Source organism: Alcaligenes sp. GCM10023179 (assembly GCF_042653705.1).
GTDB lineage: Bacteria > Pseudomonadota > Gammaproteobacteria > Burkholderiales > Burkholderiaceae_B > Alcaligenes > Alcaligenes phenolicus.
Genome location: NZ_JBHSIQ010000001.1, coordinates 868,952 through 894,553 on the forward strand (window position 1 = coordinate 868,952; position 25,602 = coordinate 894,553).

Below are 25,602 nucleotides of genomic sequence, written 5' to 3' on the forward strand. Positions count from 1 at the left end.
GAAAGCGTCCACACTTATTGGCTGTTAGTTAATGTCATGACCATTGAAGGTATCGCCCACTGGTGATAGATGGGTCAGTAGCTCAGTCGGTTAGAGCACCGTCTTGATAAGGCGGGGGTCGTTGGTTCGATTCCAACTTGACCCACCAACGATTACCTCGGGGGATTAGCTCAGCTGGGAGAGCACCTGCTTTGCAAGCAGGGGGTCGTCGGTTCGATCCCGTCATCCTCCACCACCGCTTTTGTGGTTGGTTGTCGATACAGCAAGGTTCATGACAGAGTATAGGGCACAGGACAGCAGCGGTTGACCTGGCGCTAGATTCAACGAAGAGTGTTCTTTTTCAAGAATACTGCTCGTTGGGTTATGCAACCCACGAATTGCTCTTTAACAATTAGGAAGAAGCACAACGAAGGTGTGTTGTCTAATAAACGCAAAGCGAATTTCGCCTTGTGATGACAATACACGGGTTGTGATTGCAACAGAACAAATTATGTTCAACGAAAGTTCTCAAAAATATAGACGTTGTTCAGTCTTCGGATTGGATAACAGCTAAGGATTGATGAACGGCAACAACGTATACTCATATTCCTATAACAGCATCAAGCGTTATAGGATCAAGCGAATAAGTGCATATGATGGATGCCTTGGCGATCACAGGCGATGAAGGACGCGGTAGCCTGCGAAAAGCTACGGGGAGCTGGCAAACAAGCTTTGATCCGTAGATGTCCGAATGGGGAAACCCACCGTAGTAATACGGTATCCCATGCTGAATACATAGGCATGTGGAGGCGAACCGAGTGAACTGAACCATCTCAGTAACTCGAGGAAAAGAAATCAACCGAGATTCCGGAAGTAGTGGCGAGCGAAACCGGACCAGCCTGGATGTTTTAGCGTAGTGAATAGTCGAATGGAATGGAAAGTCCAGCCGTAGCAGGTGATAGCCCTGTAGGCGAAATTCAGTACGTGGAACTAAGCATCGAACAAGTAGGGCGGGACACGTGAAATCCTGTCTGAATATGGGGGGACCATCCTCCAAGGCTAAATACTCGTGATCGACCGATAGTGAACCAGTACCGTGAGGGAAAGGCGAAAAGAACCCCGGAAGGGGAGTGAAATAGATCCTGAAATCGTATGCATACAAACAGTAGGAGCACCTTCGTGGTGTGACTGCGTACCTTTTGTATAATGGGTCAGCGACTTACATTCAGTGGCAAGCTTAACCGAATAGGGGAGGCGTAGCGAAAGCGAGTCCGAATAGGGCGATTCAGTCGCTGGGTGTAGACCCGAAACCAGGCGATCTATCCATGGCCAGGTTGAAGGCACGGTAACACGTGCTGGAGGACCGAACCCACTAATGTTGAAAAATTAGGGGATGAGCTGTGGATCGGAGTGAAAGGCTAAACAAGCCTGGAGATAGCTGGTTCTCTCCGAAAACTATTTAGGTAGTGCCTCGTATATTACTGCCGGGGGTAGAGCACTGTTATGGCTAGGGGGTCACAGCGACTTACCAACCCATGGCAAACTCCGAATACCGGCAAGTACAGTACGGGAGACAGAGCACCGGGTGCTAACGTCCGGACTCAAGAGGGAAACAACCCAGACCGCCAGCTAAGGTCCCTAACTATGGCTAAGTGGGAAACGAAGTGGGAAGGCATAGACAGTCAGGAGGTTGGCTTAGAAGCAGCCATCCTTTAAAGAAAGCGTAATAGCTCACTGATCGAGTCGTCCTGCGCGGAAGATGTAACGGGGCTAAGCCATAGACCGAAGCTGCGGATGTGTACTTTGTACACATGGTAGGAGAGCGTTCCGTAAGCCTGTGAAGGTGTTCCGTGAGGAATGCTGGAGGTATCGGAAGTGAGAATGCTGACATGAGTAGCGATAAAGGGGGTGAAAAGCCCCCTCGCCGTAAGTCCAAGGTTTCCTGCGCAACGTTCATCGGCGCAGGGTGAGTCGGCCCCTAAGGCGAGGCAGAGATGCGTAGCTGATGGGAAGCGGGTTAATATTCCCGCACCGTCGTAGAGTGCGATGGGGGGACGGATTGCAGAATGTTATCGGGGTGTTGGATGTCCCCGTTGGCGCATCATAGAAGGCACTTAGGCAAATCCGGGTGCGTAATTCAAGGGTGTGACTGGATAGAGCTTCGGCTCTAAACTAACTGGAAGCAGTTCCAAGAAAAGCCTCTAAGCTTCAGCTCTACGAGACCGTACCGCAAACCGACACAGGTGGACGGGATGAATATTCCAAGGCGCTTGAGAGAACTCAGGAGAAGGAACTCGGCAAATTAATACCGTAACTTCGGGAGAAGGTATGCCTCATTAGTGTGATGTGCCTGCGCACAAAGCATGAAGAGGCCGCAGTGAATCGGTGGCTGCGACTGTTTACTAAAAACACAGCACTCTGCAAACACGAAAGTGGACGTATAGGGTGTGACGCCTGCCCGGTGCCGGAAGGTTAAGTGATGGGGTGCAAGCTCTTGATCGAAGCCCCGGTAAACGGCGGCCGTAACTATAACGGTCCTAAGGTAGCGAAATTCCTTGTCGGGTAAGTTCCGACCTGCACGAATGGCGTAACGATGGCCACACTGTCTCCTCCTGAGACTCAGCGAAGTTGACATGGTTGTGATGATGCAATCTCCCCGCGGCTAGACGGAAAGACCCCATGAACCTTTACTGTAGCTTTGCATTGGATTGTGAACCGGCCTGTGTAGGATAGGTGGGAGACGTTGAAGCGTGGTCGCCAGATCGCGTGGAGTCATCCTTGAAATACCACCCTGGTCTGTTTGCGGTTCTAACCTAGGTCCCTAATCGGGATCGGGGACCGTGCATGGTGGGCAGTTTGACTGGGGCGGTCTCCTCCTAAAGTGTAACGGAGGAGTTCGAAGGTACGCTAGAGACGGTCGGAAATCGTCTTGATAGTGCAATGGCATAAGCGTGCTTGACTGTGAGACTGACAAGTCGAACAGGTACGAAAGTAGGACATAGTGATCCGGTGGTTCTGTATGGAAGGGCCATCGCTCAACGGATAAAAGGTACTCTGGGGATAACAGGCTGATACCGCCCAAGAGTTCATATCGACGGCGGTGTTTGGCACCTCGATGTCGGCTCATCTCATCCTGGGGCTGTAGCCGGTCCCAAGGGTATGGCTGTTCGCCATTTAAAGAGGTACGTGAGCTGGGTTTAAAACGTCGTGAGACAGTTTGGTCCCTATCTGCCGTGGGCGTTGGATACTTGACGGAGCCTGCTCCTAGTACGAGAGGACCGGAGTGGACGTACCACTGGTGTATCGGTTGTCATGCCAATGGCATTGCCGAGTAGCTACGTACGGAAGAGATAACCGCTGAAGGCATCTAAGCGGGAAACTCGTCTGAAGATTAGGTATCCCGGGGGCTTGACCCCCCTGTAGGGTCGTCCGAGACCAGGACGTTGATAGGCTGGGTGTGGAAGTGCAGTAATGCATGTAGCTAACCAGTACTAATTGCCCGTGTGGCTTGATCCTATAACCCTTGAGGTTGTAGTGAGTTAAGTTGTTGACCACAGAACGTAATATTGAAGTGCAGCGCAACCCGCGCTTGACACCTTCGTAACCGCTGCTAGCTGATCCGTACTGATCGCTAGCGGTGTGCTTCTTCCAATTGGCTGGGGCGTCCCTTAAAAAGACGACTCGGCAACCAGTTACGCTTGACGACCATAGCAAGGTGGTCCCACACCTTCCCATCCCGAACAGGACTGTGAAACGCCTTTGCGCCGATGATAGTGGACGGACGTCTGTGAAAGTAGGTCATCGTCAAGCTCTTATTCCTCAAAACCCCCGCAAGCATCCCTTGCGGGGGTTTTGTTTTAGGCGGCGACAAAAGCGCAGGCTACCGGCCTGTCTCGGATTGCTCGAAGGCCTGACCCTGGACCGCTCGGTTCAGGCGCACCGCCCCCCCTCCTGGCCCGTTCCGGGCTGTATGTATTCCTTGCTCTTACCGACGCCGATTGGCCTAAGCCTAGTAGGTCGGTTCTGGCATCTTGCCCCTGCACAAGAAAATTGACGTTCAATCCGTCGCTGCTTACCTGTAGGCTGGTCGGTCGTTCTACTCTTGCTGTGCTGACTGTTTGTTGTTGAGACGCGGCGACAGACCACCTCTTCTTCTTCTTCTTCTTCTTCTTCTTCTTCTTCTTCTTCTTCTGCTGCTGCTGCTTTTTTTTTATGCTGCTGATTGCCCTGGGTAGTGACGCTAATCGGCATGCGCGGTGCCTGTTCTATGAGTGGCCCGCATAGCGTTTGTTTCTTCGGTAACTGCATAGAACGTGACTGGATCATAGAAGCGGCGTTTCATACGCCGCTTCTTCTACCTTGATGGTGGTAGCTCTGCCACTGTCATACGGTTAATGCTCAAAGTATGGGTAAAATAGTTCGGTATAGTTATTGTTAATGCTTGTTTCAGGAGAACCGAATGAATCAGCCCATTAGCCCCGAGCTTGAACCAGGCTTGTCGCTGCGCAAGATTACGCACATCTGCTATGGCTTGTTTTCTTTGGCTATGATCAGTGCAGGTATCTTCGGTGCTGCAGCTGTAGCAGCTGTGATTCTGGCTTACGTCAAACGCGGTGATGCATCGGGCACTATTTATGCCAGCCATCTGGATTGGGTCATCAAGACTTTCTGGTGGGGACTGTTGTGGGTGGTGTTGAGCGCTTTGCTGACGACCATCTTTATTGGTTGGGTAACCGCTCTGGTAGCCATGGTATGGATCATCCACCGTCTGATTAAAGGCTGGTTGGCTTTGGCAGGTGGTCAGGCTCTGGGCCACGACTACTAACGCGATCCCATTTCAGTAGTGTTCTGGCGTAGCCCAGAAAGAAATATTTAAAAGGTGCTCAGATGAGCACCTTTTTTTATTTGATGTTGCTTTGCTTGGGCTTGCTCAGATTTGGCCAGCATCTGCTTGGCTATGCACCCCGGTTCAGGCCCTTGGTCGGTGCGTTTCGCTTATCCCTGTTGAGGAAGACTTTAAGGTGCCAGCAGGTGGATCTGTTCGACATGCATATGATGCAGGCACTCACGCAGCAGCAAGAGGTAAATACCCAGGTTTTGATTATTGACCAGCTGATGGATATTTTCCAAAGAGCCCGCGTTGATCATTTTCAGGCTGACCGCTCCTTGGCTGGCTGCTGCATACAGGGTGAACAGGTCGTCAATCATGTCCCGATTAAGAGTGTGCTGCTCGCTGCCTTGAGCTTCTGTGAGCCAGACGCCAAGCTCTTCAGCAAACTCCCCAGCGGCAAACACCATGAACTGACGCAGATCCAGGCTGGCTGGCATGATCGCGTCTTCCACGACCTCGATAGCATGTTCCAACTGCGCTGCGCGCGAGCTGGAGTCTGCGAAACAGCTTGCCAAGAGCTGGACCCCACTAAGTTCCGGGAAGTGCTCGGTATGAACAGGGACACCTTTATGAGCCATGCTTATTTCGGCGTGATCGGAACCGAAATCAAGGATAGCCACTTGTGCTTGAGGATGAGCGGTTTGCAGGTTTTGCAGTAATACCGGGGTACTGGCTGGAGGTGGTGGTCGGGAGCTGTCTGACATAAATATCCTTAAGGTATTTCAATCCGTTTGCTCTTGCTCTCCTGCTTGCTTGAATAGCGCCAAAGCAAGATGCCGTTGTGTGTCGTGATCCACGATGGGGGCCGGGTAATCCTGTCCCGGCCTGAATTCGATAGGAAGCTGTTTGGCCTGCCAGGGGGCATGCACGGCCTGCTTGTCCAGGGACGCCAGCTCAGGGACATAGCGTCGTATGAATTGCCCCTCTGGATCAAATTTACGCGATTGGGTGATGGGATTAAAGATGCGAAAGTAAGGCTGCGCATCACATCCGGTAGAAGCGGCCCATTGCCAGCCTCCCACATTGGAAGCCATATCGTAATCAAGCAGCTTCTGAGCAAAATATTGCTCACCCCAACGCCAGTCTATCAGCAAGTCTTTCACCAGAAAGGACGCGCTGATCATGCGTAGCCGGTTGTGCATATAGCCTGACTGGTTCAATTGACGCATGGCGGCATCCACAATCGGGTAGCCGGTCTGGCCTTCTTTCCAGGCCTGGAACCAGTCTTCGCGATTAGGGAAGGGCAGATCCTTGTAGGCGGGCTTGAAGCTCTCTGAGGCCGTTTCAGGGTGGTGCCACAGGAACTGCTGATAGAACTCTCGCCAGATCAATTCGCTCAGCCATGTTGCTGCGCCCTCGGAGTCGCTGGGCCAAGCTAAAGATACCGCCTGGCGGATAGAGAGGGTTCCAAAGCGTAGATGGGGGGCCAGATAGGACACCCCTCGTTTGGCTGGAAAGTCTCGGCGCTCCTGGTAAGCGTGGATTCTGGGTTCGAATTCTTCCAGCAAGGTTTGGGCGCCTTGCCAACCGGCGGGGTTCAGCAGTTTTGCGCGAGACTCGTCTTGAAAGCCCAATTGCTCCAAGCCAGGCAAGGCTTGCTCGGGCAGCGCGGCCCATTGGCCTTGCGAGCAGTCGTATGCTTGCACATGTTCAGATTGGATACGCGCCAGCCAATTGCGCTTGTAGGGCGTAAAAACCGTGTAGGGCTGCTTCTGTTGGGTCAGGATTTCATCCTGCGCAAAGATCACCTGGTCCTTGAATAGCTGCAGTTCCATGCCTTGTGAGGATAGAGCATGGCTGACAGCCCGATCCCGCGTGATGGCCGCAGGCTCGTAGTCCTCGTTTGTATAGACGGTTTTTGCATTTAGGCTGATCGCCAATTCTGGAATTTTCTGTACAGGGTCCCCATAAACCGTGATCAGATCACTGCCATTTTGACGCAGCTGCTCCTGAACCTGTAGCAGGCTGTCGTAGATAAAAGCCAGTCGGACATCATTGGCGGGTAAGGATTGCAGGATGGTGCTGTCAAAGACAAACACACAGGCTACAGGCAAACCACTTTTCAAGGCATGGTGCAAGGCAGCATGATCGTGCAAACGTAGATCACGGCGTAGCCAGCACAAGGCGCGTGGGGGTTGAGCGGGTGGGGTAGAGAATGAAATCGACATGAAGACGAGAAAGCAGCGGACTTGATGCCGCCAAATGAAAAAAGGGCCGCGGCTGAAAGCTCAGCGGCGCGGCCCGATATTGCCAGAGGTGCCTGGGCACCCCGTGCTTATTTCAGGTGAGCGCTGACCAGCTTGGTCAGTTCAAACATGGAGACCTGGTCCTTGCCGAACAAGGGGCGCAGCTTGGCGTCGGCATTGATGTTGCGACGGTTCTTGGGATCCTGGAGATCGTGTTTCTTGATGTATTCCCAGATTTTCTTCGTAACTTCAGTACGCGGCAGCGCGCCAGAGCCAATCACCGCAGCCAGTGTTGGGCTAGGAGTGAGTGGTTTCATGAAGGCTGCATTGGGTTTGCGGGTAGCAGGCTTTTTTTCAGTGCTGGCCATGAACGGAACTCCTGAGAAACGAGTTGAAGGGGCGGGTTATGCGCTAGGGCACGACTTGTCTGTCAGCATACCGTGATACTCCCGATACGTCCAAGTCCTTTGTGAGCAAGAGCTTTGCGGGTCTGTAAGCAGATTTTCCAGTGTTTACAGGCTGCTGCAACGCACTATGGATTTGGGTTCGGGATTCCTGTGCCAATCATGCGCAGCACAGGTAGCTGTAGCATAATGATGGATTCGGCCTGCTGAAAGGCAATTGTGGCACCTGTTGCTTTATTGACGGTTCAAAGCACGGGCCTTTGTTTGATATTGAGTAAAGATATGAGCCCTACTGTGGATACCCTGGTCATTCGTCGTCCTGATGATTGGCATTTGCACCTGCGCGATGGCGCTGTGTTGGAATCGGTCTTGGGCCATACCGCGGCACAATTTGACCGGGCTATCGTCATGCCCAACCTGACGCCGCCCGTTACCGCAACGGCACAGGCTCTGGCCTACCGCGAGCGTATCCTGACCGCTTTGGCCAAAACTGAGTACGCTGGCAAGTTTGAGCCTTTGATGACCTTGTACCTGACCGACAATACTCAGCCAGAGGAAATTGTCCGTGCCAAGGAAAGCGGAGTTGTGCATGGCGTCAAGCTGTATCCTGCCGGTGCCACCACCAACTCCGACGCGGGCGTGACAGATTTGTTGAAGAACTGTTCCAAGGTGCTGGCCCAGATGCAGGAATCGGGTATGCCTTTGCTGATGCACGGAGAGGTCACAGACCCCAGCATCGACTTGTTCGACCGGGAAGCCGTATTCATCGAGCGTGTGATGATCCCCATGCGCAAGGCCTTCCCCGAACTGAAAGTGGTGTTTGAGCACCTGACCACGGCAGAGGGCGCGGCCTATGTGAGCCAGGCGGAAGGCCCGGTTGCCGCAACCATCACCGCCCATCACTTGCTCTATAACCGTAATGCTTTGTTCCAAGGCGGTTTGCAGCCACACTGGTACTGTTTGCCTGTCTTGAAGCGCGAGAAGCATCGCCAGGCCCTGGTTGATGCTGCCACCAGCGACAGCAATCGTTTCTTCCTGGGTACAGACAGTGCACCACACTCGCGTAGCCGCAAAGAACAAAGTTGTGGCTGTGCGGGCTGTTATACCGCACTGCACGCGATGGAGCTGTACGCATCGGCTTTTGACAAGGCTGGCCGTCTGGATCGCCTGGAAGCCTTTGCCAGCTTGAATGGCCCTGCTTTCTACGGTCTGCCCGTCAATGAAGGAACAATGACCTTGCAGCGCAGCCAGTTCACGATCCCCGGGTCTGTGGAGATGGCCGGTGAGCCGTTGATTCCTCTGGCTGCCGGTCAAGCCCTGGACTGGAGTGTGGTGAGCTAAGGATGACAGAAGCCGCCTGGCTCCAGCGTCTTTACTAGCGCTGAGTCAGGCTGCTCTGGATACCTGGTTTCACCGCGAGATACCGTCGTGGAAACTGCTTTTCTTGATGTGGCGTGGTCTGCTTTGGCAGTCCGCATGGCCGCCACCGCTTTGGTTGTTGTTCTGGTGTCGTGGTCAGTGGGCGCATTTGGCCCATTGATTGGTGGTGCTCTGGCGGGTTTGCCCATGGTGTTGGGCCCCGGCTTCTATTTTCTGTCCCAGCAGTTCCCCGCCGATTATGTGCAGCAGGCGGCAACCTATGCCGTGTATTCGCTTAGTGCGACTCAGCTGTTTTTACTGCTCATCATTCTTTGTGCTCCCACCTTGTCGCCTTGGCGCACCTTATTGTGTGCGGTCGCTGGTTGGGCGGTGGCCGCCTTGCTCTTGTCCTTCATGCCCGTGCAACCTGTGTTGGGGCTGGCTTTGTTTATTGCTGTGACTGCGTTCAGTTTGCGCGTGTCGCGTCGTCTGGCCGGCATGAAAGGGACCAGCAAAGCAAAAGCGGGTTGGGGCTTGCTGATATTCAGAGGGGCCTTGGCAGGACTTCTGGTTGCTATCGTGACCACCAGCAGCTCTTTGCTGGGGCCGAGCTTGTCGGGGCTGATCATGGCTTTTCCCATTGGCTATACCGTGGTCGCTGTGACCATTCACCAAACCTTGGGTGCAGCCAGCTTGGTCGCGACGTTGCGTTCGGCCTTGTGGGGAACAGGCAGTCTGGCAGGGTTTTGCACCACGCTGGCGTTGACCTTCACGCATTTACACTGGCTGACAGCCTTGCTGCTGGCTGCCGCCGTGTCGATTGCGATTACCTTGCTGTTGGTGTTCCGCCCCTAGGCTCGCCGGGGCTAAGCGCTTATTCTGCGTCGAACAGATCCTGACCCTGCGTGTTGCGTGGCGGCGTGAGCCCCAGGTGACGCCAGGTGTTCAGGGTAGCAATGCGGCCTCTTGGGGTGCGTTGCAAAAAACCATGCTGGATCAGATAGGGTTCGATCACATCTTCGATCGTGTCGCGTTCTTCACCAATGGCAGCCGCCAGGCTGTCTACCCCAACCGGGCCACCGTCGAATTTATGCACGATGGCCTCCAGCAATTTTCTGTCCATCAAATCCAGGCCTTGTGGATCCACTTCCAGCATGGACAGGGCAGCCTGTGCGCATTCGGTATGGATGATGCCGCCGGTTTTGACTTCGGCGTAATCGCGTACTCGGCGCAGAAGTCGGTTGGCAATACGCGGGGTACCGCGCGAGCGGCGGGCAATTTCGTAGGTGCCTTCATCCGTCGTGCTGACATTCAGTAACCCGGCACTGCGCGCCACGATATGCGTCAGGTCTTTGACGTCATAAAACTCCAGACGGGACACAATGCCAAAACGGTCACGCAAGGGGTTGGTCAACATGCCGGCACGAGTCGTGGCACCGACCAGGGTGAAGGGCTGCAAATCCAGTTTGACGCTGCGTGCTGCCGGGCCTTCGCCAATCAGGATGTCAATTTGAAAGTCTTCCAGTGCCGGATACAGAATTTCTTCGACGACGGGAGACAGGCGATGGATCTCGTCAATAAAAAGGACGTCGTTAGGTTCCAGGTTTGTCAGCAAGGCGGCCAGATCACCGGGGCGCTCCAGCACGGGGCCGGAAGTCTGGCGCAGGTTCACGCCCATTTCATGGGCAATGATGTGGGCCAGCGTGGTTTTCCCCAAACCGGGAGGGCCAAACAGCAAGACGTGGTCCAGCGCTTCCTGGCGTTGGCGAGCAGCCGCAATAAAGATTTCCAGCTGTTCGCGCGCCCGAGCTTGCCCGACATAGTCCTCCAGCATCTTGGGTCGCAAGGCGCGTTCGATGGACTCTTCGTTGGGTGACAAGGGTTTGGGCGTAATGATGCGCTGTTCAGAAGGCAGGCTGGAGAGCGAATCGGAATGTATGGCCATGATGACTACGCTGATTGAATATACAGTATGGTACACCAAGCACCCACCGCCTGAGTATCAGGGCACATGGCAGTGTGCATGGAATGCGTGGGCAAATCGGTCATCCGTAGCAGCCAGGCTGGATTTGTCCGGCCAGCGCTAGGCTGCTTCGCATGGCATCGCGCATAATGTGGGTTGGAGTTTTTAATCGAGATTTTAGCCATGTCCCTGGAATTACCTGATTTTGCTGATGTTGTAGCCGCCGCTGAACGCTTGGCGCCTGTGGCACACCGCACACCGGTCTTGACTTCCGCAACCTTGAACGAGCGCCTGAATGGCGAAGTCTACTTCAAGTGCGAGAACTTTCAGCGTATTGGTGCTTTCAAGTTTCGCGGTGGGTTCAATGCGCTGGCGCAGTTGAACGAGCAGCAGAAAAAAGCAGGGGTCGTCGCTTTTTCCTCGGGCAATCATGCGCAAGCTGTGGCCCTGTCGGCCAAGCTCTTGGGGATACCGGCCACCATCATCATGAATTCGGATGCTCCGGCTGCCAAATTGGCGGCAACGCGTGGCTACGGTGCCAAAGTGATCGAGTACGATCGCTTGACCCAAGATCGTGCCCAAATTGCACAAGAGCTGGTCGAGCGTGAAGGGCTGACCTTGATTCCTCCCTTTGCGCATCCTGATGTGATCGCGGGGCAGGGGACGGCGGCACTGGAGCTGCTTCAGGAAGTGCCGGACTTGCAGCAGTTCTATGTTCCATTAGGGGGCGGTGGCTTGCTGTCGGGCTGCTTGTTGGCCGCCAAGGCTATGGCACCGGCTTGTGAAGTCTTTGGTGTTGAGCCGCAGGCAGGGGATGATGCCCAGCAGTCCTTGCGTAGTGGGGAGATCGTCAAGATTGCGCCACCTGCATCCATTGCTGATGGGGCGCTGACCCAAGCTTTGGCACCGATGACATTTGAGTTGATTCGCAGCATGGTGACGGACATTTTGACGGTGCCTGATACCGAGCTGGTTCAGGCCATGCGTTTCTTTGCAGAACGCATGAAGATGGTTGTGGAGCCTACAGGTTGCTTGGGTGCCGCGGCGGTAATGCGTCAGGGTGATTTGCAAGGCCGCAAGGTTGGCGTACTGATCAGTGGTGGGAATGTGGATGTATCCGCCTTGGGGCGTCTGCTCGCTTGATAAATGGAATAGTTTAAAAAAGTCGGGCCGTTCATATGAACGGTCCGACTTTTTATACATAGCAGTGTCGTCTCAAGCGCGTGACAGCGATTTCAGCGCTTGCTTGATCCCTTCTGACACATCAATATCATCTGGCAAGGCTTTGACAGCAACACTGGCTTCCTTGTTGGAGTAGCCCAATGCTTCCAATGCGTGCAGCACATCATCACGGCTATTGGGAACGGCGCTGACTGTACCGCTGCTGCCCAGGTCTGCACCCAGCTTGCCACGCAGTTCCAGTAAAAGACGCTCGGCGGTTTTCTTGCCTATGCCTGGAATCTTCACTAGACGGGAAGTCTCCTGGCGGGTAATAGCATCGGCCAGTTCTTCAGCACTCATGCCCGAAAGCAAGGACAGGGCGGTGCGGGCACCAATGCCCGTGACTTTGATCAGGGCCTTGAAGGTGCTGCGCTCGTTCAGGCTGGAAAAGCCAAACAGCACGTGAGCATCTTCACGAATAGCCAGATGGGTGAACAGATTGACCTGTGCGCCCAGCTCTGGCATTTGGTAGAGCGTACTCATAGGTACATCGATTTCATAACCGACCCCCCCCACATCCACACAGATGGTAGGCGGCTGTTTTTCGATCAAGGTACCCCGGATGCGACCTATCATGACATTCCTTCTGGAGAGTTAACCCAAGATCCGGCCAGCGCGAATGCGACGGCGCGGCCCGGTGGTGATGGCTCCGCTTTTTTGCAGGCCGCCCACCACACTGCTGTGATGAGCATGACTGATGGCGCAGGCCAGAGCGTCGGCCGAGTCCGGTGCGGGCAGGCCGTTCAGCTGCAAGAGCCGCTGGACCATCAGCTGGATTTGTTCTTTGGCAGCGTGGCCGCTGCCGGTGACGGTTTTCTTGATCTGCAACGCTGTGTATTCATGTACATCCAGGCCGCCTACGGCCAACGCACACAAAGCGGCGCCCCGTGCCTGCCCCAGCAAAAGGGTAGAGGCAGGGTTGCTGTTTACAAAGACTTTTTCGATGGCAGAGGTATCGGGCTTGCTTTGCTCAATCACCTCGGTGATGTGAGTCAGAATCAGCTTTAGCCGCTCAGCAAGAGGCAGATCAGGCGGGACCACGATGGTCCCGCTGGCCACATAGCGCAAGCTGGGCCCCTGGGCGTCGATCACTCCGAAACCAGTGCGACGCAAGCCAGGGTCTATGCCCAGGATTCGCATATTAGTGACGGAAGTGGCGTGTGCCGGTCAAGACCATGGCAATACCACGCTCGTTGGCGGCGGCAATGACTTCGTCATCACGCACGCTGCCGCCGGGTTGAATCACGCAGGTGGCGCCTGCTTCGGCAACTACATCCAGACCATCACGGAAGGGGAAGAAAGCGTCGGACGCAACCGCCGAACCCTGCAGGGTCAAGCCAGCGTTTTCAGCCTTGATGGAGGCGATGCGGGCAGAGTCCACACGGCTCATCTGGCCAGCGCCTACACCCAGGGTCATGCCTTGACCGCAGAACACGATGGCGTTCGATTTCACGTACTTGGCCACGTTCCAGGCAAACAGCATGTCTTGCATTTGCTGGGCGGTGGGCTGTACTTGTGTCACGACCTTGAAGGCTTCGGTGTTGTCGCGGAAGGTGTCGGGCGTTTGCACCAACCAGCCGCCGCCGACACGTTTCACGTCGAAAGCGTTGTGAGCCTGACCGGGCTGAATGCTCAGCACGCGCACGTTCTTTTTCGCGGCAAACACGTCCAGAGCACCTTGCGTGTAGGATGGTGCCAGCAGCACTTCTACAAACTGGCTGCTGATCGCCTGGGCAGCGGCTTCGTCCACTTCACGGTTGAAGGCAATAATGCCGCCAAAGGCCGACGTTGGGTCAGTTTGGAACGCTTTGCGATAGGACTCCTCGGCGGTTTCGCCCAGAGCTACACCGCAAGGATTGGCGTGCTTGACGATGACGCAAGCGCCCGCGTCAAAGCTGCGTACACATTCCCACGCGGCATCGGCGTCAGCAATATTGTTGTAGGACAGTTCCTTGCCCTGCAGCTGCTTGTAGCGACCCAGCAGACCTTCGCCAATGGTGCCGTCTGTGTAGAAAGCCGCGCTTTGGTGCGGATTCTCGCCGTAGCGCAGAGTCTGTTCCTGTTTGAGCTGAATGGTCAGCACATTGGGCCAGGTGTTCACTTCGGGGGCGCTGTCCTGGGCAGGCTCGGCCTGAGCCAGGCTGGTGAGGTAAGCCGCAATAGCACCGTCGTAAGCGGCGGTGTGGGCGTAAACCTTGGCGGCCAGTTCCAGGCGCAGGCCGTAAGAAGGGTGGCCAGCAGGGCTATCCATATCAGCCAGCACGCGTTCGTAATCGACAGGGTCAATTACCACACAGGCGCCGCCTTCAGGCGTACCGTGGTTCTTGGCAGCAGCGCGCAACATGGCGGGGCCACCAATATCAATGTTCTCTACCGCATCGGCAAAGGTGCAACCCGGCTTGGCAATGGTTTCACGGAAAGGGTAGAGGTTGACGACCAGCAGATCGATACGGTCAATGCCGTGCTCTTCCAGAGTCTTCAAATGTTCGGCGCTGTCGCGACGCGCCAGCAGGCCACCGTGAATTTTTGGATGCAGTGTTTTGACACGGCCATCCAGAATTTCTGGCGAACCGGTGTGTTGGGCCACTTCGGTAACTGTCAGGCCAGTTTGGGCCAGCAGCTTGGCGGTGCCACCAGTGGATAAAAGCCGCACTCCGCGTTGGGCGAGTGCTTGGGCAAATTCGACAATACCGGTTTTGTCGGAGACAGAGAGAAGAGCTGTCTGGATTTTCATGGAAGGTGAGACGTGAGAGTTAGGAATCAGGGTTGCAGATTGTGGGCACTGAGCTTCTTGCGCAAAGTACTACGCGTGATGCCCAGCATTTCTGCGGCCTTGGATTGGTTGCCCGCGGATTTCTCCAGGGCAACTTGCAGGACAGGCCGTTCCACGCAGGAGATGACCATCGACAACAGATCGCGTGGCTCGGATTCGCCTAGATCGGCGAAGTAGCGTTCGAGGCGTTCACGTACGGACTGTTCTAGTGGGTTGGTCGTTGACATTTTTTTCTGAAGGTATACGTAGTACTTAAATACAAAAGAGCCACACAGCTGTCTGTTATTGCAGGTAGGGCTGGTCCAGGTCGCATTCTTGAAACCAGTGAGTAATGGCTTCTAATTGATCTGCACAGTTTTCGATACGATTAATCTGGTCCAGCCAGTGTCGGGAGTCCGGCATATCCGACAAATACCAGCCTATATGCTTGCGGGCAGTACGTACTCCAGTGTGCTGCCCATAGAAAGCGTAATGGTCTTGCAGGTGTTCGATCATGCAATCGCGCAGTTCGCCGAAGGTGGGGGCTGCACGATGTTCGCCATGTTCGAGGTAATGCAGGATTTCCCGGAAAATCCAGGGTCGTCCTTGCGCGGCTCGACCGATCATGACGGCATCCGCTCCGGTGTACTCTAGTACGAATTTTGCCTTTTCGGGACTATCGATATCCCCATTGGCGATGACCGGAATAGAGAGGCTGTTTTTGACTTCGCGTATGGTGTCGTATTCGGCGTGGCCCTGGTAGAAGTCGCAGCGGGTGCGGCCATGCAGAGTCAAAGCGGCGATGCCGATATCCTCGGCCAAGCGGGCAATACGAACAGCATTGCGCGATTGCGCATCCCAGCCGGTGCGGGTCTTGAGTGTAACCGGAACCTGGTAGGGAGTACATGCCTTGACAACGTGTTCAAGGATTTCAATGATGCGTGGCTCGTCACGCAAGAGGGCGGAGCCCGAGGCCACGTTACAGACTTTTTTGGCCGGGCAACCCATATTGATATCAATGATGCGAGCACCTTTGCCGATATTGAATACAGCGGCTTCGGCCATCATTTCAGGGTCTGAACCGGCAATCTGTACAGCCACCGGATCCGCTTCACCCTCGTGATTCAGACGTCGTGATGTTTTCACGCTGTCCCACAAGCGCTTGTTGCTGGCGGCCATTTCCGAGACGGCATAACCGGCGCCCAGCGTCTTGCACAGACGACGGTAAGGTCTGTCTGTGACTCCAGCCATGGGGGCAATGAAAATAGGGTTAGGAAGGGTCCAGGGGCCGATACGCATGGGGAAGATTTTAACCCTGCGACACGGGTTCGTGGGCAAGGACTTACAAGAAGAATAAGGGGTGGCCCCGCATCGGGGCCTGTAACGCAGGTGGGCCTAGGCGCGCATTCCTTGCAGCAGCTGCCGGGCAAATGGCTGCCGGGCGAAGGGCAGGGTGTCCATGGCCAACAGTCCCAGACCACATGCATGCTGGATCAATGGATTCCTGGTGGCGAACAGACGCGGCAAGGTGTCGGTGATGGCAGCGGTCAACCAGCGATCCGGGCGACGCAAACGGGCATAGCGGGCCAAAAAGGGATCGGGGTTCTGGCTGCAATCAGCTTGCCAGGCGGCCAGACACTGTGACAATTGTGCGACATCACGCAAGCCCAGGTTCAGACCCTGACCGGCAACCGGGTGTAAGGTCTGGGCGGCATTGCCTACTGCCAGCAGGCGTTCGGACAAGCGACTGGGGCCAGCATGAAAGGCAAGCGGGAAGATATGACGCTTGGACACCAGCTCCAGATGTCCCAGGCGCTCTCCAAAGGCTTGCAGCATGGCGGCCTGGAACTCTTGAACAGGCAGCTCGGCCAAGGATTGGCTGCGTTCCGGGCTATTGCACCAGACGATGGCATATAGATCGGGAGCGTCAGGGTGGGGCAGAGCTGCAAAGGGGCCGTGCTCGGTGAAGCGCTCGTAGGCCCAGCCGGTTTGAGGCTGGCTGGCGCGCACCGTCGTCAACAAGGCATGTTGACCATAATCGCGTCGCACGCCGGTAGGGCGGACGCCATCACACTGTACGGCAATCCAGGCTGTGGCCTGACCCGCATCGTGGTCGACCAGAATCTGTTTGGGGGCGGAGTGGGTGCGGGCTTGCTGAGCGGGCAGTAGCGTAACGCCGCTGTCCCGGAGCCGGGCGTGCAAGGTCCAGAGCAAATCATCGTAATGAACCACGGCGCCCAGGTCAGGTACGCCCAGTTCGGCGGCCTGAATCAGACAGCGACCCAGGCGTCCTTTTTGGGAAACATGCACGGTGCGCATCAGGGCGGCACGCTCGGGCCAGGCTTTGAGCTGATTCAGAATCAGACGACGGCTGCCGTGATTGAGGGCCAGCGTGCGTGGATCGCCCTGAGCATGTTCGGTGCTGGCCAGATCGAAGTTTTTCCCCAGAACGGCAATGCGTGACGGGCTTGGGTGCTGGGCAGCCAGCATTAGCGCCAAAGATGCGCCTACGGGACCGGCGCCACAAATGGCGATGTCGTAGTCGGTGGCATTCATGGGGGACCTCATGACGGCAAGGAAGTAATTCAGGTATTGTACGGGAAGGTGGCTGTCAAATTGGCTTTAAGCAAATGACAGCTGTGCGCAATGGCTGGCAGCACAAGCCCGGATTGGATGCCCTGCATGTCTCAGCAGACTTTGTCATTTGAACAGACCAAACCTTTTCGCCATAAAGTCACCGCCGCGTGGCTGTCTCTTTTATTAGGTATGGTGGGTGCGCACCATCGCTATCTGGGCAGACGCTTTTGGTATGTCCCTTTGGTGTTTACTGGCCTGGCCATTCTGGGAACGCTGGTGTTTCAGCAGGGGCTGGATTCGTTATTTCCCAATTTGCTGATCTTGCCAGTCAGTGCCGGGATTATCGAGGCCGTGATTCTGGCGCTGCGTAGCCCCGAAAAGTTTGACGTCCTCTACAACCCGCAAAGCGAGCAACATAATCAGCATGGCTGGCCCAGCGTCCTGACGGCGGTGGTCTCGACGGTTGCCTTTGCCAACATCAGCCTGTTCTGGCTGGTACATATCATCATGGCCTTTTATCGCTACATGGGCTGGCTGGATTTGTCTGTGTATTAAACACATCAAGTGCCTTGTAAAGTAAAGGTTTTTCACAGGGCTGCCCTTGTGGCGCTGCCTTGCGCACGTTACAATACGGGTTCTTTGGTTTTATAGGAGCTGTGTGGTGAATCCCGACCCCGGCGACAGTGCTAGTCGATCTATGTTCGACCTATCTATGTCCAGGCGCGTTCAGGCCCGCTGATTCCTTCACAGCTTGCCGCGTCCTGGAAGTTTCAGGGCGTGGTGTCTCAGGCGGCTGTTCTGCTGCCTTAAATTCCCCGCCATTTCATTCTCTAGAAAGCCTTTGGCTTTCCGAATCCTGATGTGTTGCAACTTTTATGTGCAATAGGGGGAATGTATGCGTATTTTTGATCTCTTTTTGCGCCGTGCCGGCATCCAGGCTTCTGCCCTGCGTGCTCGTGCCCCTTTGTCCGTCTCCCGTTTGACGGTTGTCTGCCCTCGTGGCGATCTGGCCCAGATCCGGCGTCGTATTTACTCGGACCTGAATACCGCAGGCATCCGCGTGGCCAATGTGCAGGTAGACCATTCCGATACGCACGATACCGCGTGCGTGACCTTGACTTGCCCGCCTGAACTGCGTGCAGAACTGATGCAGCGTGCCCGACTGATTCGGGATTATCCCGGTGTGCTGAATGTGAAGTGGGCAGGGCGGGAGCGTATTGCTATAAACTAAACCGCAACTGGATTTGTTGCGGATGGCGCTGCTATGTCCTTGCTCGACTGGCTGACACCTTGGGAGTTTTCTCCTGTTCTGCTTTTGACCTTCTTGCTGGTCATCGCTTTGTACGTCCGGGGGCGGCAAGTACACCGCCCCAATCTTTTGCGCCAGTCCTTCTTCTGGATTGGCCTGATTCTCCTCTACCTTTCCTTGCACACGCGCCTGGACTATTACGCCGAGCGCATGTTCTTCATCCATCGGGCCCAGCATTTGATCTTGCATCATCTGGGCCCCTTGTTCCTGATGGGTGCCTATCCCGGTCAAACCTTGCGTGCGGGGCTGCCGTTGAGCTGGCGGCGGGCTTTGGCTCAATGGTTGCGCCGACCCAGTGGCCGACGTGTTCAGGCTGTCCTGACCAACCCGATACTGGTCGCCTTTCTGTTTGTTTTCCTGGTCCTGATCTGGATGCTGCCTACGGTGCAGTTCTATTCCATGCTGGACTGGCGTTTGTACCGTTTGATGAACTGGTCTGTGGTCATCAGCGGGATCATGTACTGGAACCTGATTCTGGATCGTCGGCCTTCACCACCGGCCCGGCTGTCGGTGGGTGGGCGTATACTTTCGCCGGTTATTACGATGGTGCCACAGATGATTGTGGGCGCCATCATCACATTTACTGAATACGACCTTTATCCGATTTTCGATTTATGCGGTCGTGCCATTCCGGGTATGGATGCGCTGGCTGATCAGGTCATGGGTGGCCTGATTATGTGGGTGCTGGCCGGTCTGGTTGAAGTGTTTGGCCTTTTGTATGCCTTGGGCACCTTGATGCGCCTGTCAGCGCGTCACCGTTTGCCAGAATCTCGCAAGCGGACAAGCGCTATGATGGTCAGGGCCAATTGATTTTGTCGGGAGTATCCATGCAGTTTAAACCCGCCCGTTCCGCGCTTTCTCTATGTCTGGCTTTGTCGCTGGCTTTCGGTTCAGTGTTGCCTGTGCAGGCGCAGCCTGTGGGCATCCCTTCAATGGGAGCAGCTTCGGGTGCCGAGTTGTCTCCGGCTTTGGAGCGGACTTTGGGCAATGCCATCATGGAGCAGGGCAGGCGTTCACCCGACTATGTCTCGGACCCGGATATCAATCAGTATTTGACGGATATGGGCCGCAAGCTGGCCCAGTACGGTCCTGCCATGGCGCAGCCAGTGACGGTATTTGCCCTGCGTGATAGCAGCATCAACGCCTTCGCCTTGCCCGGTGGCTATATCGGTATTCATAGCGGGCTGTTCACGGCTTCACAGTCCGAGTCCGAATTGGCCTCGGTGCTGGCTCACGAAATTGCCCACGTAGCGCAACGTCACGTGGCTCGCGGTATTACCCAAAGTGCGCAAAGCAACCATTTGCTGATTGCTGCTCTGGCCGGAGCCTTGTTGGGGGCCCTGGCGGGCAGTGGTGATCTGGCTATGGGGGCGGCTGCTTTCGGACAAGCAGCGGCCGTGGATAGGCAGCTGGGTTTTTCTCGTCAGGCCGAGCAAGAAGCTGACCGCGTCGGTTTCGAGATGCTGCTCAAGGCTGGTTATGAGCCACAAGGCATGGTGCAGATGTTTCAGCGTCTGGCCGCGGCTTCGCGTCTGAATGAGCGCGCCACAGCCAATGAGTACGCCAGCACTCACCCCATGTCTCAGCAGCGTGAATCGGACATCAGTAACCGGGTGCGCGGTCTGCCAGCCAGTAATTATCAGGACACCCCTTCGTTCTGGTATATCCGTGCGAAGTTGATGGTGATGCAGGCTGGGGGTGGGCAGTCTTTGCGTGTTCTGGAACAGGCGCTGCAAAGTACGAACCAGTCACAAAGTGATCTGGAGCGCTCTGCGGCGCAGTACGGTCTGGCCTATATTGCGCAAGGCCGTCAGGATTATGAACAGGCTCGTGCGCATCTGACCGAAGCGCGGGGACAGGGCAAATTCCAGGCTCCGGAGCTGGATACCCTGGGTATACGCATTGCGATTGCCGATCGAGATGTGCAAGGTGCTTTGAATTTGGCCAAGCAGGCCTGGCAGCGTTGGCCCAAGAGCCAAGGGGTGGCTTTGGCTTATGTGCAGGTCTTGCAGCAATTGGGGCAAAACGATCAGGCGCAGGCTTTCTTGATGGAGCGTATCAAGCAATGGCCTGATGAACCCCAGCTGCATCAGTTGCTGGCACAAACCTATGATCGTTTGGGCGACGGTGTAAAGGCCCGACGTGCCATGGCTGAGTACTATGAATTAGTGGGGGCTCTGCCTACCGCTGTGGAGCAATTGCAGCAGGCGCGCAATTTGACCCAGGACTTCTATCAGCAATCCGAGCTGGATACGCAGATTCGTCAATTGCGTGAACGTGTGGAAAGTGAGCGTATCTTGCTGGAGCGTTTCCGCTCCTGATGAGCCCGCAGGCCCGCTTTAGCTGATCTTAGCTATTGGTTTCAAAGAAGCGGGCTAGCCTTGCAGGCAACCAACCCATATTGCCGGGAATACTGCCCGTGATGAAACCGACGTGCCCGCCTTCGGCAGGTTGATGCAGCAGGATGGAGTCCGAGCAGTCCTGAATGGTCGGCAAACTGGTGTGCGGCACGAAAGGATCGTTGCGAGCATTCAAAACCAGCGTAGGAATTTTGATATTGCGCAGCAAAGGCTTGCTGGATGCGCGCGTCCAGTAATCCAGCGCATGGCTGAAGCCGTGCATGGGCGCGGTATAAATGTCGTCGAAGTCGCGTATGGTGCGGGCCTGATTCAAGCGGGCAGTATCGACCATGCCTGGAAAACGGTGGGCCTTGTCCTGCAGCTTGCTGCGCATGCTTTTCAGAAAATAGGGCGAGTAAAACCAGCGGCCCATTCGGGATTCGGACAGGTAGCGGCCGCAAGCGACCAGATCCAGTGGTACCGAAATAGATGCACATGCCTGCAACCAGGACACTTCATCACCCGCTTCCCCCAAATACTTGAGCATGGCATTGCCGCCCAGCGAGGTACCAGCTACGTGCCAGCGCACATTGGGAAGATGGCCTCGAACCGTATTCAGGATAAAGCTGATTTCTTCCGAGTCACCCGAGTAATACGCACGTGCCATGCGATTTGGGAAGCCCGAGCAACCCCGGAAATGAGCGACCACCACAATCCAGCCGCGGGCGCGGAAGTACTGGGCGATTGCCTGGATGTAATGGCTGCGGCTGCTGCCTTCCAGCCCGTGAAACAGAACCAGGGCATGGGTATCGGCCGTGCTGGGCAGGCTGTCCCAATCCTGGGGCTGCATCCAGCGGCGGGCGGCGGTGCGGGATAGATGGGCGTCGGGTTGGGCGGTGGCGCCGTTGGCCAGCTTGTCGGCAAACAGACCAGGCCCGGTCCAGTCCAGGTCCAGGAAGTCGCCATCGGGTGTATCAATCCTTTGACGGACAAAGGCGATATGGTGATGGCGGGCAAAAAATGCCCCGTGAATGGTCTGTATGTGTCCGCCAGGCAACCAGGCGGGCAGGGGGCAGGCGCTGGAATCCAGACGGGCAACCGTATCGGCATGACGCCAGGGTTGCGCGTCAGCTCCGGGCACAGGGCCCGGCTCTATCGCATTGCCAGAGGGGGGAGCAGTGGGGTCCAACGAAGCCAGATTCAGAAATTAATGACCGTGAACCTTCTCGCCTTCTTTCAGGCGGTAGCGGGCACCACAGTAAGGGCAAGCGGCTTCGCCGGTCTTGCTGATATCGATATACACGCGGGGGTGCATGTTCCACAGTGTGCCACCTGGACGGGGGCAGTGCACGGGCAGATCGTCGGCTCCGACCATAATCAGTTCGTGATCTGCTTTTTTAGGTTCGATAGCGGCGCTCATAAGGTTCCTGATAACAATGAGAGAGGTAAGAATACCGTGCACGCAACGGCGGTGCCGAACTTTACGTGCGTAGACTAGCGATTGTAGCAAGACCCGGCCTGTTTTTTCTTGACCTTATCAACAGAGCAAGATGTTCGTGCCTCGGTTTTGCTTCTAGAATAAGAAAAATCATAAGCAAAGCTGCCGCCGCTGTTTACAGCTTGCGGGCAGCACATCTCAGGAGACGGCGTGTCAGCCATCACAAGATTATCGGCCTTGTTGCCTAGTGCACAGGATCGTGTACACATGCGCGCCGGTTTCATCGACTTCATTCCCGCCTTGATTGCCACTGTGGTCTGGGGCTTTGTAACGGGCGTGGCCATGGTCAAGTCCGGCTTGAGCGGGTTTGAAGCCACCTTGATGACCTTGTTTGTGTATGCGGGCTCGGCCCAGCTGACGGCCTTGCCGCTGATCGAGTCCCACGCGCCCTTGTGGTTGATTTTCACTGCCGGGTTCATCGTCAATATTCGCTTCATTATTTTTGGAGCGGCCTTGCAGCCTTTTTTTCGTCATCTGAGCTGGAAGAAACGCCTGGGCTTGGGCTATATCACCAGTGATATGGTGTTTGTGCTGTTCATGTCCAAGTATGGCGACTCCAAAGAGCGCGGCTCGCGCGAGCATCTTTGGTATTACCTGGGAATCATCCTGCCTGGTTGGCTAAGCTGGCAGATTGCCTCCTTGTCGGGCATTGTGCTCAGTGCCTATGTGCCGCCTTCCTGGTCGCTGGAGTTTGCGGCCATTCTGGCCCTGCTGGCGCTCCTGATTCCCTTGGTCAATAACCGTGCCATGTGGGCCTGTTTGATTACGGCCAGCGTGATTGCATGGGTCGGACAGGCGCTGCCCCTGCGTTTGGGGCTGGTGGCAGCGGTGCTTGGCGGAGTGCTGGCTGGCGTGGCGGCAGAACAACTGCAACGGCATAGGGATGCACGGTGATGAGCGATTGGCAGTATGATTGGTACGTTTTGGGTGCAATCGCCCTGTTGGTGTTGTGCAGCTTGCTCACCCGCTCCGGCTATTTCATGTTTGGTGATTTGCTGCCCCTGACCGAACGTATGCGGCGCGCCTTGCGCTTTGCTCCGGTAGCTGCCCTGGCAGCAATCATTATCCCGGAACTTTTGCCTTGGGCTTACGGCGACACCCCCCGATTGGATATTAAAGCTCTGGCCAGCCTGGTGGCTGTGCTGGTGTTCATCCGTACCCGTAACGCTGTTTGGGTAATCGTGGCCGGGATGGTGGCGTTCTGGCTGATACGTGCCGTGATGCCATAAAATCCTGACCCGAGTACTGACATGCCCGTGACTGCTGTGAGGCAGGCGGGCATAAGTTAAAATAGGATTGTTACAAATGCTTGCCACTGGTGGCAAGCCGACTTTTTGCGTACATGACAGATAAAACTCCTTCGACCCCCAATGACCTTACGTTTGCTGATTTCGGTCTGCACCCTGGAATATTAAGCGCCGTTACCGAGGCGGGATATTCCAAGCCTACGCCTATTCAGGCCGAGGCGATTCCCGTGGTGCTGGCCGGCCGTGATGTCATGGGGGCAGCCCAGACGGGTACAGGTAAGACGGCAGCCTTTTCCTTGCCTATCCTGAATCGTCTGATGGCGCACGCCACGACCAGCGCTTCGCCCGCCCGCCACCCGGTGCGGGCTTTGGTATTGACACCAACACGCGAGCTGGCCGACCAGGTGGCCGAGAGCATTGCGCTCTACAGCAAATCGGTCCCCTTGCGCTCGACGGTAGTGTTCGGTGGTGTGGATATTGGACCGCAAAAAGAGGCCCTGCGCCGTGGTGTTGAAATTGTCATCGCCACCCCAGGCCGTCTGCTTGATCACATTGATCAGCGCACGATCAACTTGAGCCAGGTCAGCATTCTGGTGCTGGATGAAGCTGATCGCATGCTGGATATGGGCTTCCTGCCCGATCTGGACCGTATTGTGTCCTTGCTGCCCAAGAATCGTCAGGGCCTGTTGTTCTCGGCGACGTTCAGCAAGGAAATCCGCAAGCTGGCCCGCAACTTCCTGAATGATCCGGTCGAGATCGAAGTGGCTGCCCGCAACGCGACCGCATCGACGGTCACTCAGGTGGTGTACCCCATGTCGGCTGACGAGAAGCGTCGTGCCGTGGCGCATCTGATCAAGACCAAGAAGCTGACCCAGACTATCGTCTTTTCCAATACCAAGATTGGTGCTGGTCAACTGGCCCGCTATCTGGAGCGTGAAGGCATCAAGGCGGAATCCATCCACGGCAATAAAAGCCAGCTGGAGCGCATGAAGGTATTGGACGCCTTCAAGAGCGGCAGTGTGGATGTATTGGTGGCAACCGATGTGGCCGCCCGCGGTCTGGACGTGGCCGGTATGCCCTGCGTGATCAACGTGGACTTGCCGTACAACGCTGAAGATTATGTGCACCGTATTGGCCGTACTGGTCGTGCTGGCGCCTCGGGTGAAGCCATTGCCCTGATGGCTCCTGATGAAGAGCATTTGCTGCAAGAAATTGAGAAGCTGATTGGCACGGCTGTGCCACGTCTGAAGCTGGATCTGCCAGCGGCTGCCTCCTCGTCCCGTTCCGGTTCCAACCGTCACGAGCGTGGCGAGCGTCGTTCGTATCAGTCGAACACGCCACCCGTGGATGAATTTTTCCTCAAGCCTTACGAGCCATCGACCGCTGCTGCGCCCAAGCCAGCGGTGACGACTCCTTCCAATACAACGCGCAAGCGTTCGGTGGGTGTGCTGTTAGGCGGCGGCCGCTACTAAGGCGCGCAAATCCCCAGGCCCGGCATCAACGACCGGGCTGCGTTCGGAGATGCTGTGCACCAGACGCTCCAGATGTTCGATATGAGGCAGCATGGGACCGTAGAAAACGGTCCCATTTTCGTTCTGGATCAGCAGCGTGGGGAAATCTTCAATATCTTCATCGCCCACTAGCTCGGGCTGCTCTTCAATATCAATCCAGATCAGGCAAGCCTGGGGAAACTGTGTGGCCAAAGCCTCAAAAGCGGGTTGATACTGCTGACAGGTTTTGCACCATTCGGCGCAGAAACAGGCAATCAACAAAGCATCGGGTTCGGCTTGCAGGTGGGCCGCCAGGGCGGTCAGATCGTGTTGGGCGTTGAACAAGGCCATAATTTCATACAGACAAAAAGAAGCGACTGTGTCTAT

Annotated in this window: 25 protein-coding genes, 2 tRNA genes and 2 rRNA genes; 15 read left to right on the forward strand and 14 right to left on the reverse strand. The window is 55.7% G+C overall.

Annotation, left to right across the window (positions count from 1 at the left end):
- The first annotated feature begins 71 nt into the window (after positions 1-71).
- From ACFPDR_RS03860 to rrf, 4 genes are all read left to right on the forward strand, one after another.
- Positions 72-148 (forward strand) — tRNA-Ile (locus ACFPDR_RS03860).
- An 11-nt stretch (positions 149-159) separates the two neighbouring features.
- Positions 160-235 (forward strand) — tRNA-Ala (locus tag ACFPDR_RS03865).
- Positions 236-612: 377 nt separating this feature from the next.
- Positions 613-3,495 (forward strand): 23S ribosomal RNA (locus tag ACFPDR_RS03870).
- Between the two features lie 181 nt (positions 3,496-3,676).
- Positions 3,677-3,789: ribosomal RNA gene (rrf, locus tag ACFPDR_RS03875) — 5S ribosomal RNA — on the forward strand.
- A gap of 120 nt (positions 3,790-3,909) precedes the next feature.
- Here rrf and ACFPDR_RS03880 read toward each other — a convergent pair.
- Complete coding sequence (locus tag ACFPDR_RS03880; RefSeq protein ID WP_376910592.1) at positions 3,910-4,230, reverse strand: hypothetical protein; 321 nt, start codon at positions 4,228-4,230, stop codon at positions 3,910-3,912.
- Positions 4,231-4,438: 208 nt separating this feature from the next.
- Between ACFPDR_RS03880 and ACFPDR_RS03885 the strand changes: the two genes are divergently transcribed.
- Positions 4,439-4,804, forward strand: coding sequence for a DUF4870 family protein (locus tag ACFPDR_RS03885; protein ID WP_009459779.1), 366 nt, complete (start codon positions 4,439-4,441; stop codon positions 4,802-4,804).
- A gap of 191 nt (positions 4,805-4,995) precedes the next feature.
- Here ACFPDR_RS03885 and ACFPDR_RS03890 read toward each other — a convergent pair whose 3' ends face one another.
- The 3 genes from ACFPDR_RS03890 to ACFPDR_RS03900 all read right to left on the reverse strand — a co-directional run bounded on the left by ACFPDR_RS03890 (position 4,996) and on the right by ACFPDR_RS03900 (position 7,424).
- Positions 4,996-5,574 (reverse strand): hypothetical protein, encoded by a 579-nt coding sequence (locus tag ACFPDR_RS03890; RefSeq protein ID WP_060186989.1) that lies wholly within the window; start codon positions 5,572-5,574, stop codon positions 4,996-4,998.
- Between the two features lie 18 nt (positions 5,575-5,592).
- Entirely contained in the window at positions 5,593-7,038 is a 1,446-nt protein-coding gene (locus ACFPDR_RS03895) for a cryptochrome/photolyase family protein (RefSeq protein WP_060186988.1), read from the reverse strand.
- 107 nt (positions 7,039-7,145) lie between these two features.
- Entirely contained in the window at positions 7,146-7,424 is a 279-nt protein-coding gene (locus tag ACFPDR_RS03900; RefSeq protein ID WP_009459783.1) for an SWIB/MDM2 domain-containing protein, read from the reverse strand.
- A 318-nt stretch (positions 7,425-7,742) separates the two neighbouring features.
- Here ACFPDR_RS03900 and pyrC point away from each other — a divergent pair, with 318 nt between their 5' ends.
- Positions 7,743-8,801 carry a dihydroorotase gene (gene pyrC, locus ACFPDR_RS03905; protein WP_115634020.1) on the forward strand — a complete coding sequence of 353 codons (1,059 nt, stop codon included), beginning with the start codon at positions 7,743-7,745 and terminating at the stop codon, positions 8,799-8,801.
- An 87-nt stretch (positions 8,802-8,888) separates the two neighbouring features.
- Entirely contained in the window at positions 8,889-9,674 is a 786-nt protein-coding gene (locus tag ACFPDR_RS03910; protein ID WP_376910596.1) for a hypothetical protein, read from the forward strand.
- Positions 9,675-9,693: 19 nt separating this feature from the next.
- Here ACFPDR_RS03910 and ruvB read toward each other — a convergent pair whose 3' ends face one another.
- On the reverse strand, positions 9,694-10,764 hold the full coding sequence (ruvB, locus tag ACFPDR_RS03915) for a Holliday junction branch migration DNA helicase RuvB (RefSeq protein ID WP_003803078.1): 1,071 nt from the start codon (positions 10,762-10,764) through the stop codon (positions 9,694-9,696).
- Positions 10,765-10,965: 201 nt separating this feature from the next.
- On the opposite strand from ruvB, the gene ACFPDR_RS03920 reads away from it, so the two are divergent.
- Complete coding sequence (locus ACFPDR_RS03920; protein WP_009459790.1) at positions 10,966-11,925, forward strand: threo-3-hydroxy-L-aspartate ammonia-lyase; 960 nt, start codon at positions 10,966-10,968, stop codon at positions 11,923-11,925.
- Positions 11,926-11,997: 72 nt separating this feature from the next.
- Here ACFPDR_RS03920 and ruvA read toward each other — a convergent pair whose 3' ends face one another.
- The 6 genes from ruvA to ACFPDR_RS03950 all read right to left on the reverse strand — a co-directional run bounded on the left by ruvA (position 11,998) and on the right by ACFPDR_RS03950 (position 17,311).
- A complete protein-coding gene (gene ruvA, locus ACFPDR_RS03925) occupies positions 11,998-12,579 on the reverse strand; it encodes a Holliday junction branch migration protein RuvA (RefSeq protein WP_083053148.1) in 582 nt (193 codons plus the stop codon).
- 18 nt (positions 12,580-12,597) lie between these two features.
- Positions 12,598-13,143, reverse strand: coding sequence for a crossover junction endodeoxyribonuclease RuvC (ruvC, locus tag ACFPDR_RS03930; RefSeq protein ID WP_003803085.1), 546 nt, complete (start codon positions 13,141-13,143; stop codon positions 12,598-12,600).
- 1 nt (position 13,144) lies between these two features.
- The gene (purH, locus tag ACFPDR_RS03935) at positions 13,145-14,737 is read right to left on the reverse strand and encodes a bifunctional phosphoribosylaminoimidazolecarboxamide formyltransferase/IMP cyclohydrolase (RefSeq protein ID WP_376910599.1); all 1,593 of its coding nucleotides are present in this window, start codon (positions 14,735-14,737) and stop codon (positions 13,145-13,147) included.
- 26 nt (positions 14,738-14,763) lie between these two features.
- Complete coding sequence (locus tag ACFPDR_RS03940) at positions 14,764-15,003, reverse strand: helix-turn-helix domain-containing protein (protein ID WP_003803089.1); 240 nt, start codon at positions 15,001-15,003, stop codon at positions 14,764-14,766.
- A 55-nt stretch (positions 15,004-15,058) separates the two neighbouring features.
- The gene (gene dusB, locus ACFPDR_RS03945) at positions 15,059-16,054 is read right to left on the reverse strand and encodes a tRNA dihydrouridine synthase DusB (protein WP_035271912.1); all 996 of its coding nucleotides are present in this window, start codon (positions 16,052-16,054) and stop codon (positions 15,059-15,061) included.
- A 96-nt stretch (positions 16,055-16,150) separates the two neighbouring features.
- Positions 16,151-17,311 carry an FAD-dependent monooxygenase gene (locus ACFPDR_RS03950; protein ID WP_115634019.1) on the reverse strand — a complete coding sequence of 387 codons (1,161 nt, stop codon included), beginning with the start codon at positions 17,309-17,311 and terminating at the stop codon, positions 16,151-16,153.
- A 126-nt stretch (positions 17,312-17,437) separates the two neighbouring features.
- Between ACFPDR_RS03950 and ACFPDR_RS03955 the strand changes: the two genes are divergently transcribed.
- The 4 genes from ACFPDR_RS03955 to ACFPDR_RS03970 all read left to right on the forward strand — a co-directional run bounded on the left by ACFPDR_RS03955 (position 17,438) and on the right by ACFPDR_RS03970 (position 20,962).
- On the forward strand, positions 17,438-17,887 hold the full coding sequence (locus ACFPDR_RS03955) for a hypothetical protein (RefSeq protein WP_258866198.1): 450 nt from the start codon (positions 17,438-17,440) through the stop codon (positions 17,885-17,887).
- A gap of 340 nt (positions 17,888-18,227) precedes the next feature.
- A complete protein-coding gene (locus ACFPDR_RS03960) occupies positions 18,228-18,563 on the forward strand; it encodes a hypothetical protein (protein ID WP_003803097.1) in 336 nt (111 codons plus the stop codon).
- A gap of 33 nt (positions 18,564-18,596) precedes the next feature.
- A complete protein-coding gene (locus ACFPDR_RS03965) occupies positions 18,597-19,451 on the forward strand; it encodes a cytochrome c oxidase assembly protein (protein ID WP_009460099.1) in 855 nt (284 codons plus the stop codon).
- Between the two features lie 17 nt (positions 19,452-19,468).
- Complete coding sequence (locus tag ACFPDR_RS03970) at positions 19,469-20,962, forward strand: M48 family metalloprotease (RefSeq protein ID WP_035271918.1); 1,494 nt, start codon at positions 19,469-19,471, stop codon at positions 20,960-20,962.
- Between the two features lie 28 nt (positions 20,963-20,990).
- Here the strand turns inward: ACFPDR_RS03970 and ACFPDR_RS03975 are convergent, their stop codons facing one another.
- Both ACFPDR_RS03975 and ACFPDR_RS03980 read right to left on the reverse strand, forming a co-directional pair.
- Positions 20,991-22,121 (reverse strand): YheT family hydrolase, encoded by a 1,131-nt coding sequence (locus ACFPDR_RS03975; RefSeq protein ID WP_266109087.1) that lies wholly within the window; start codon positions 22,119-22,121, stop codon positions 20,991-20,993.
- Between the two features lie 66 nt (positions 22,122-22,187).
- The gene (locus tag ACFPDR_RS03980; protein WP_021446957.1) at positions 22,188-22,400 is read right to left on the reverse strand and encodes a zinc-finger domain-containing protein; all 213 of its coding nucleotides are present in this window, start codon (positions 22,398-22,400) and stop codon (positions 22,188-22,190) included.
- Positions 22,401-22,685: 285 nt separating this feature from the next.
- Here ACFPDR_RS03980 and ACFPDR_RS03985 point away from each other — a divergent pair, with 285 nt between their 5' ends.
- The 3 genes from ACFPDR_RS03985 (at position 22,686) to ACFPDR_RS03995 (ending at position 25,197) form a co-directional block, all read left to right on the forward strand.
- Entirely contained in the window at positions 22,686-23,372 is a 687-nt protein-coding gene (locus ACFPDR_RS03985; RefSeq protein ID WP_009460096.1) for an AzlC family ABC transporter permease, read from the forward strand.
- Entirely contained in the window at positions 23,372-23,707 is a 336-nt protein-coding gene (locus tag ACFPDR_RS03990) for an AzlD domain-containing protein (RefSeq protein ID WP_009460095.1), read from the forward strand. Before ACFPDR_RS03985 ends, ACFPDR_RS03990 begins: the two co-directional genes overlap by 1 nt.
- 113 nt (positions 23,708-23,820) lie before the next feature.
- Positions 23,821-25,197, forward strand: coding sequence for a DEAD/DEAH box helicase (locus ACFPDR_RS03995; RefSeq protein ID WP_080748056.1), 1,377 nt, complete (start codon positions 23,821-23,823; stop codon positions 25,195-25,197).
- On the opposite strand, the gene ACFPDR_RS04000 is transcribed toward ACFPDR_RS03995, so the two are convergent.
- On the reverse strand, positions 25,177-25,566 hold the full coding sequence (locus ACFPDR_RS04000; RefSeq protein WP_009460093.1) for a thioredoxin family protein: 390 nt from the start codon (positions 25,564-25,566) through the stop codon (positions 25,177-25,179). The genes ACFPDR_RS03995 and ACFPDR_RS04000 overlap by 21 nt on opposite strands.
- Between the last annotated feature and the right edge of the window lie 36 nt (positions 25,567-25,602).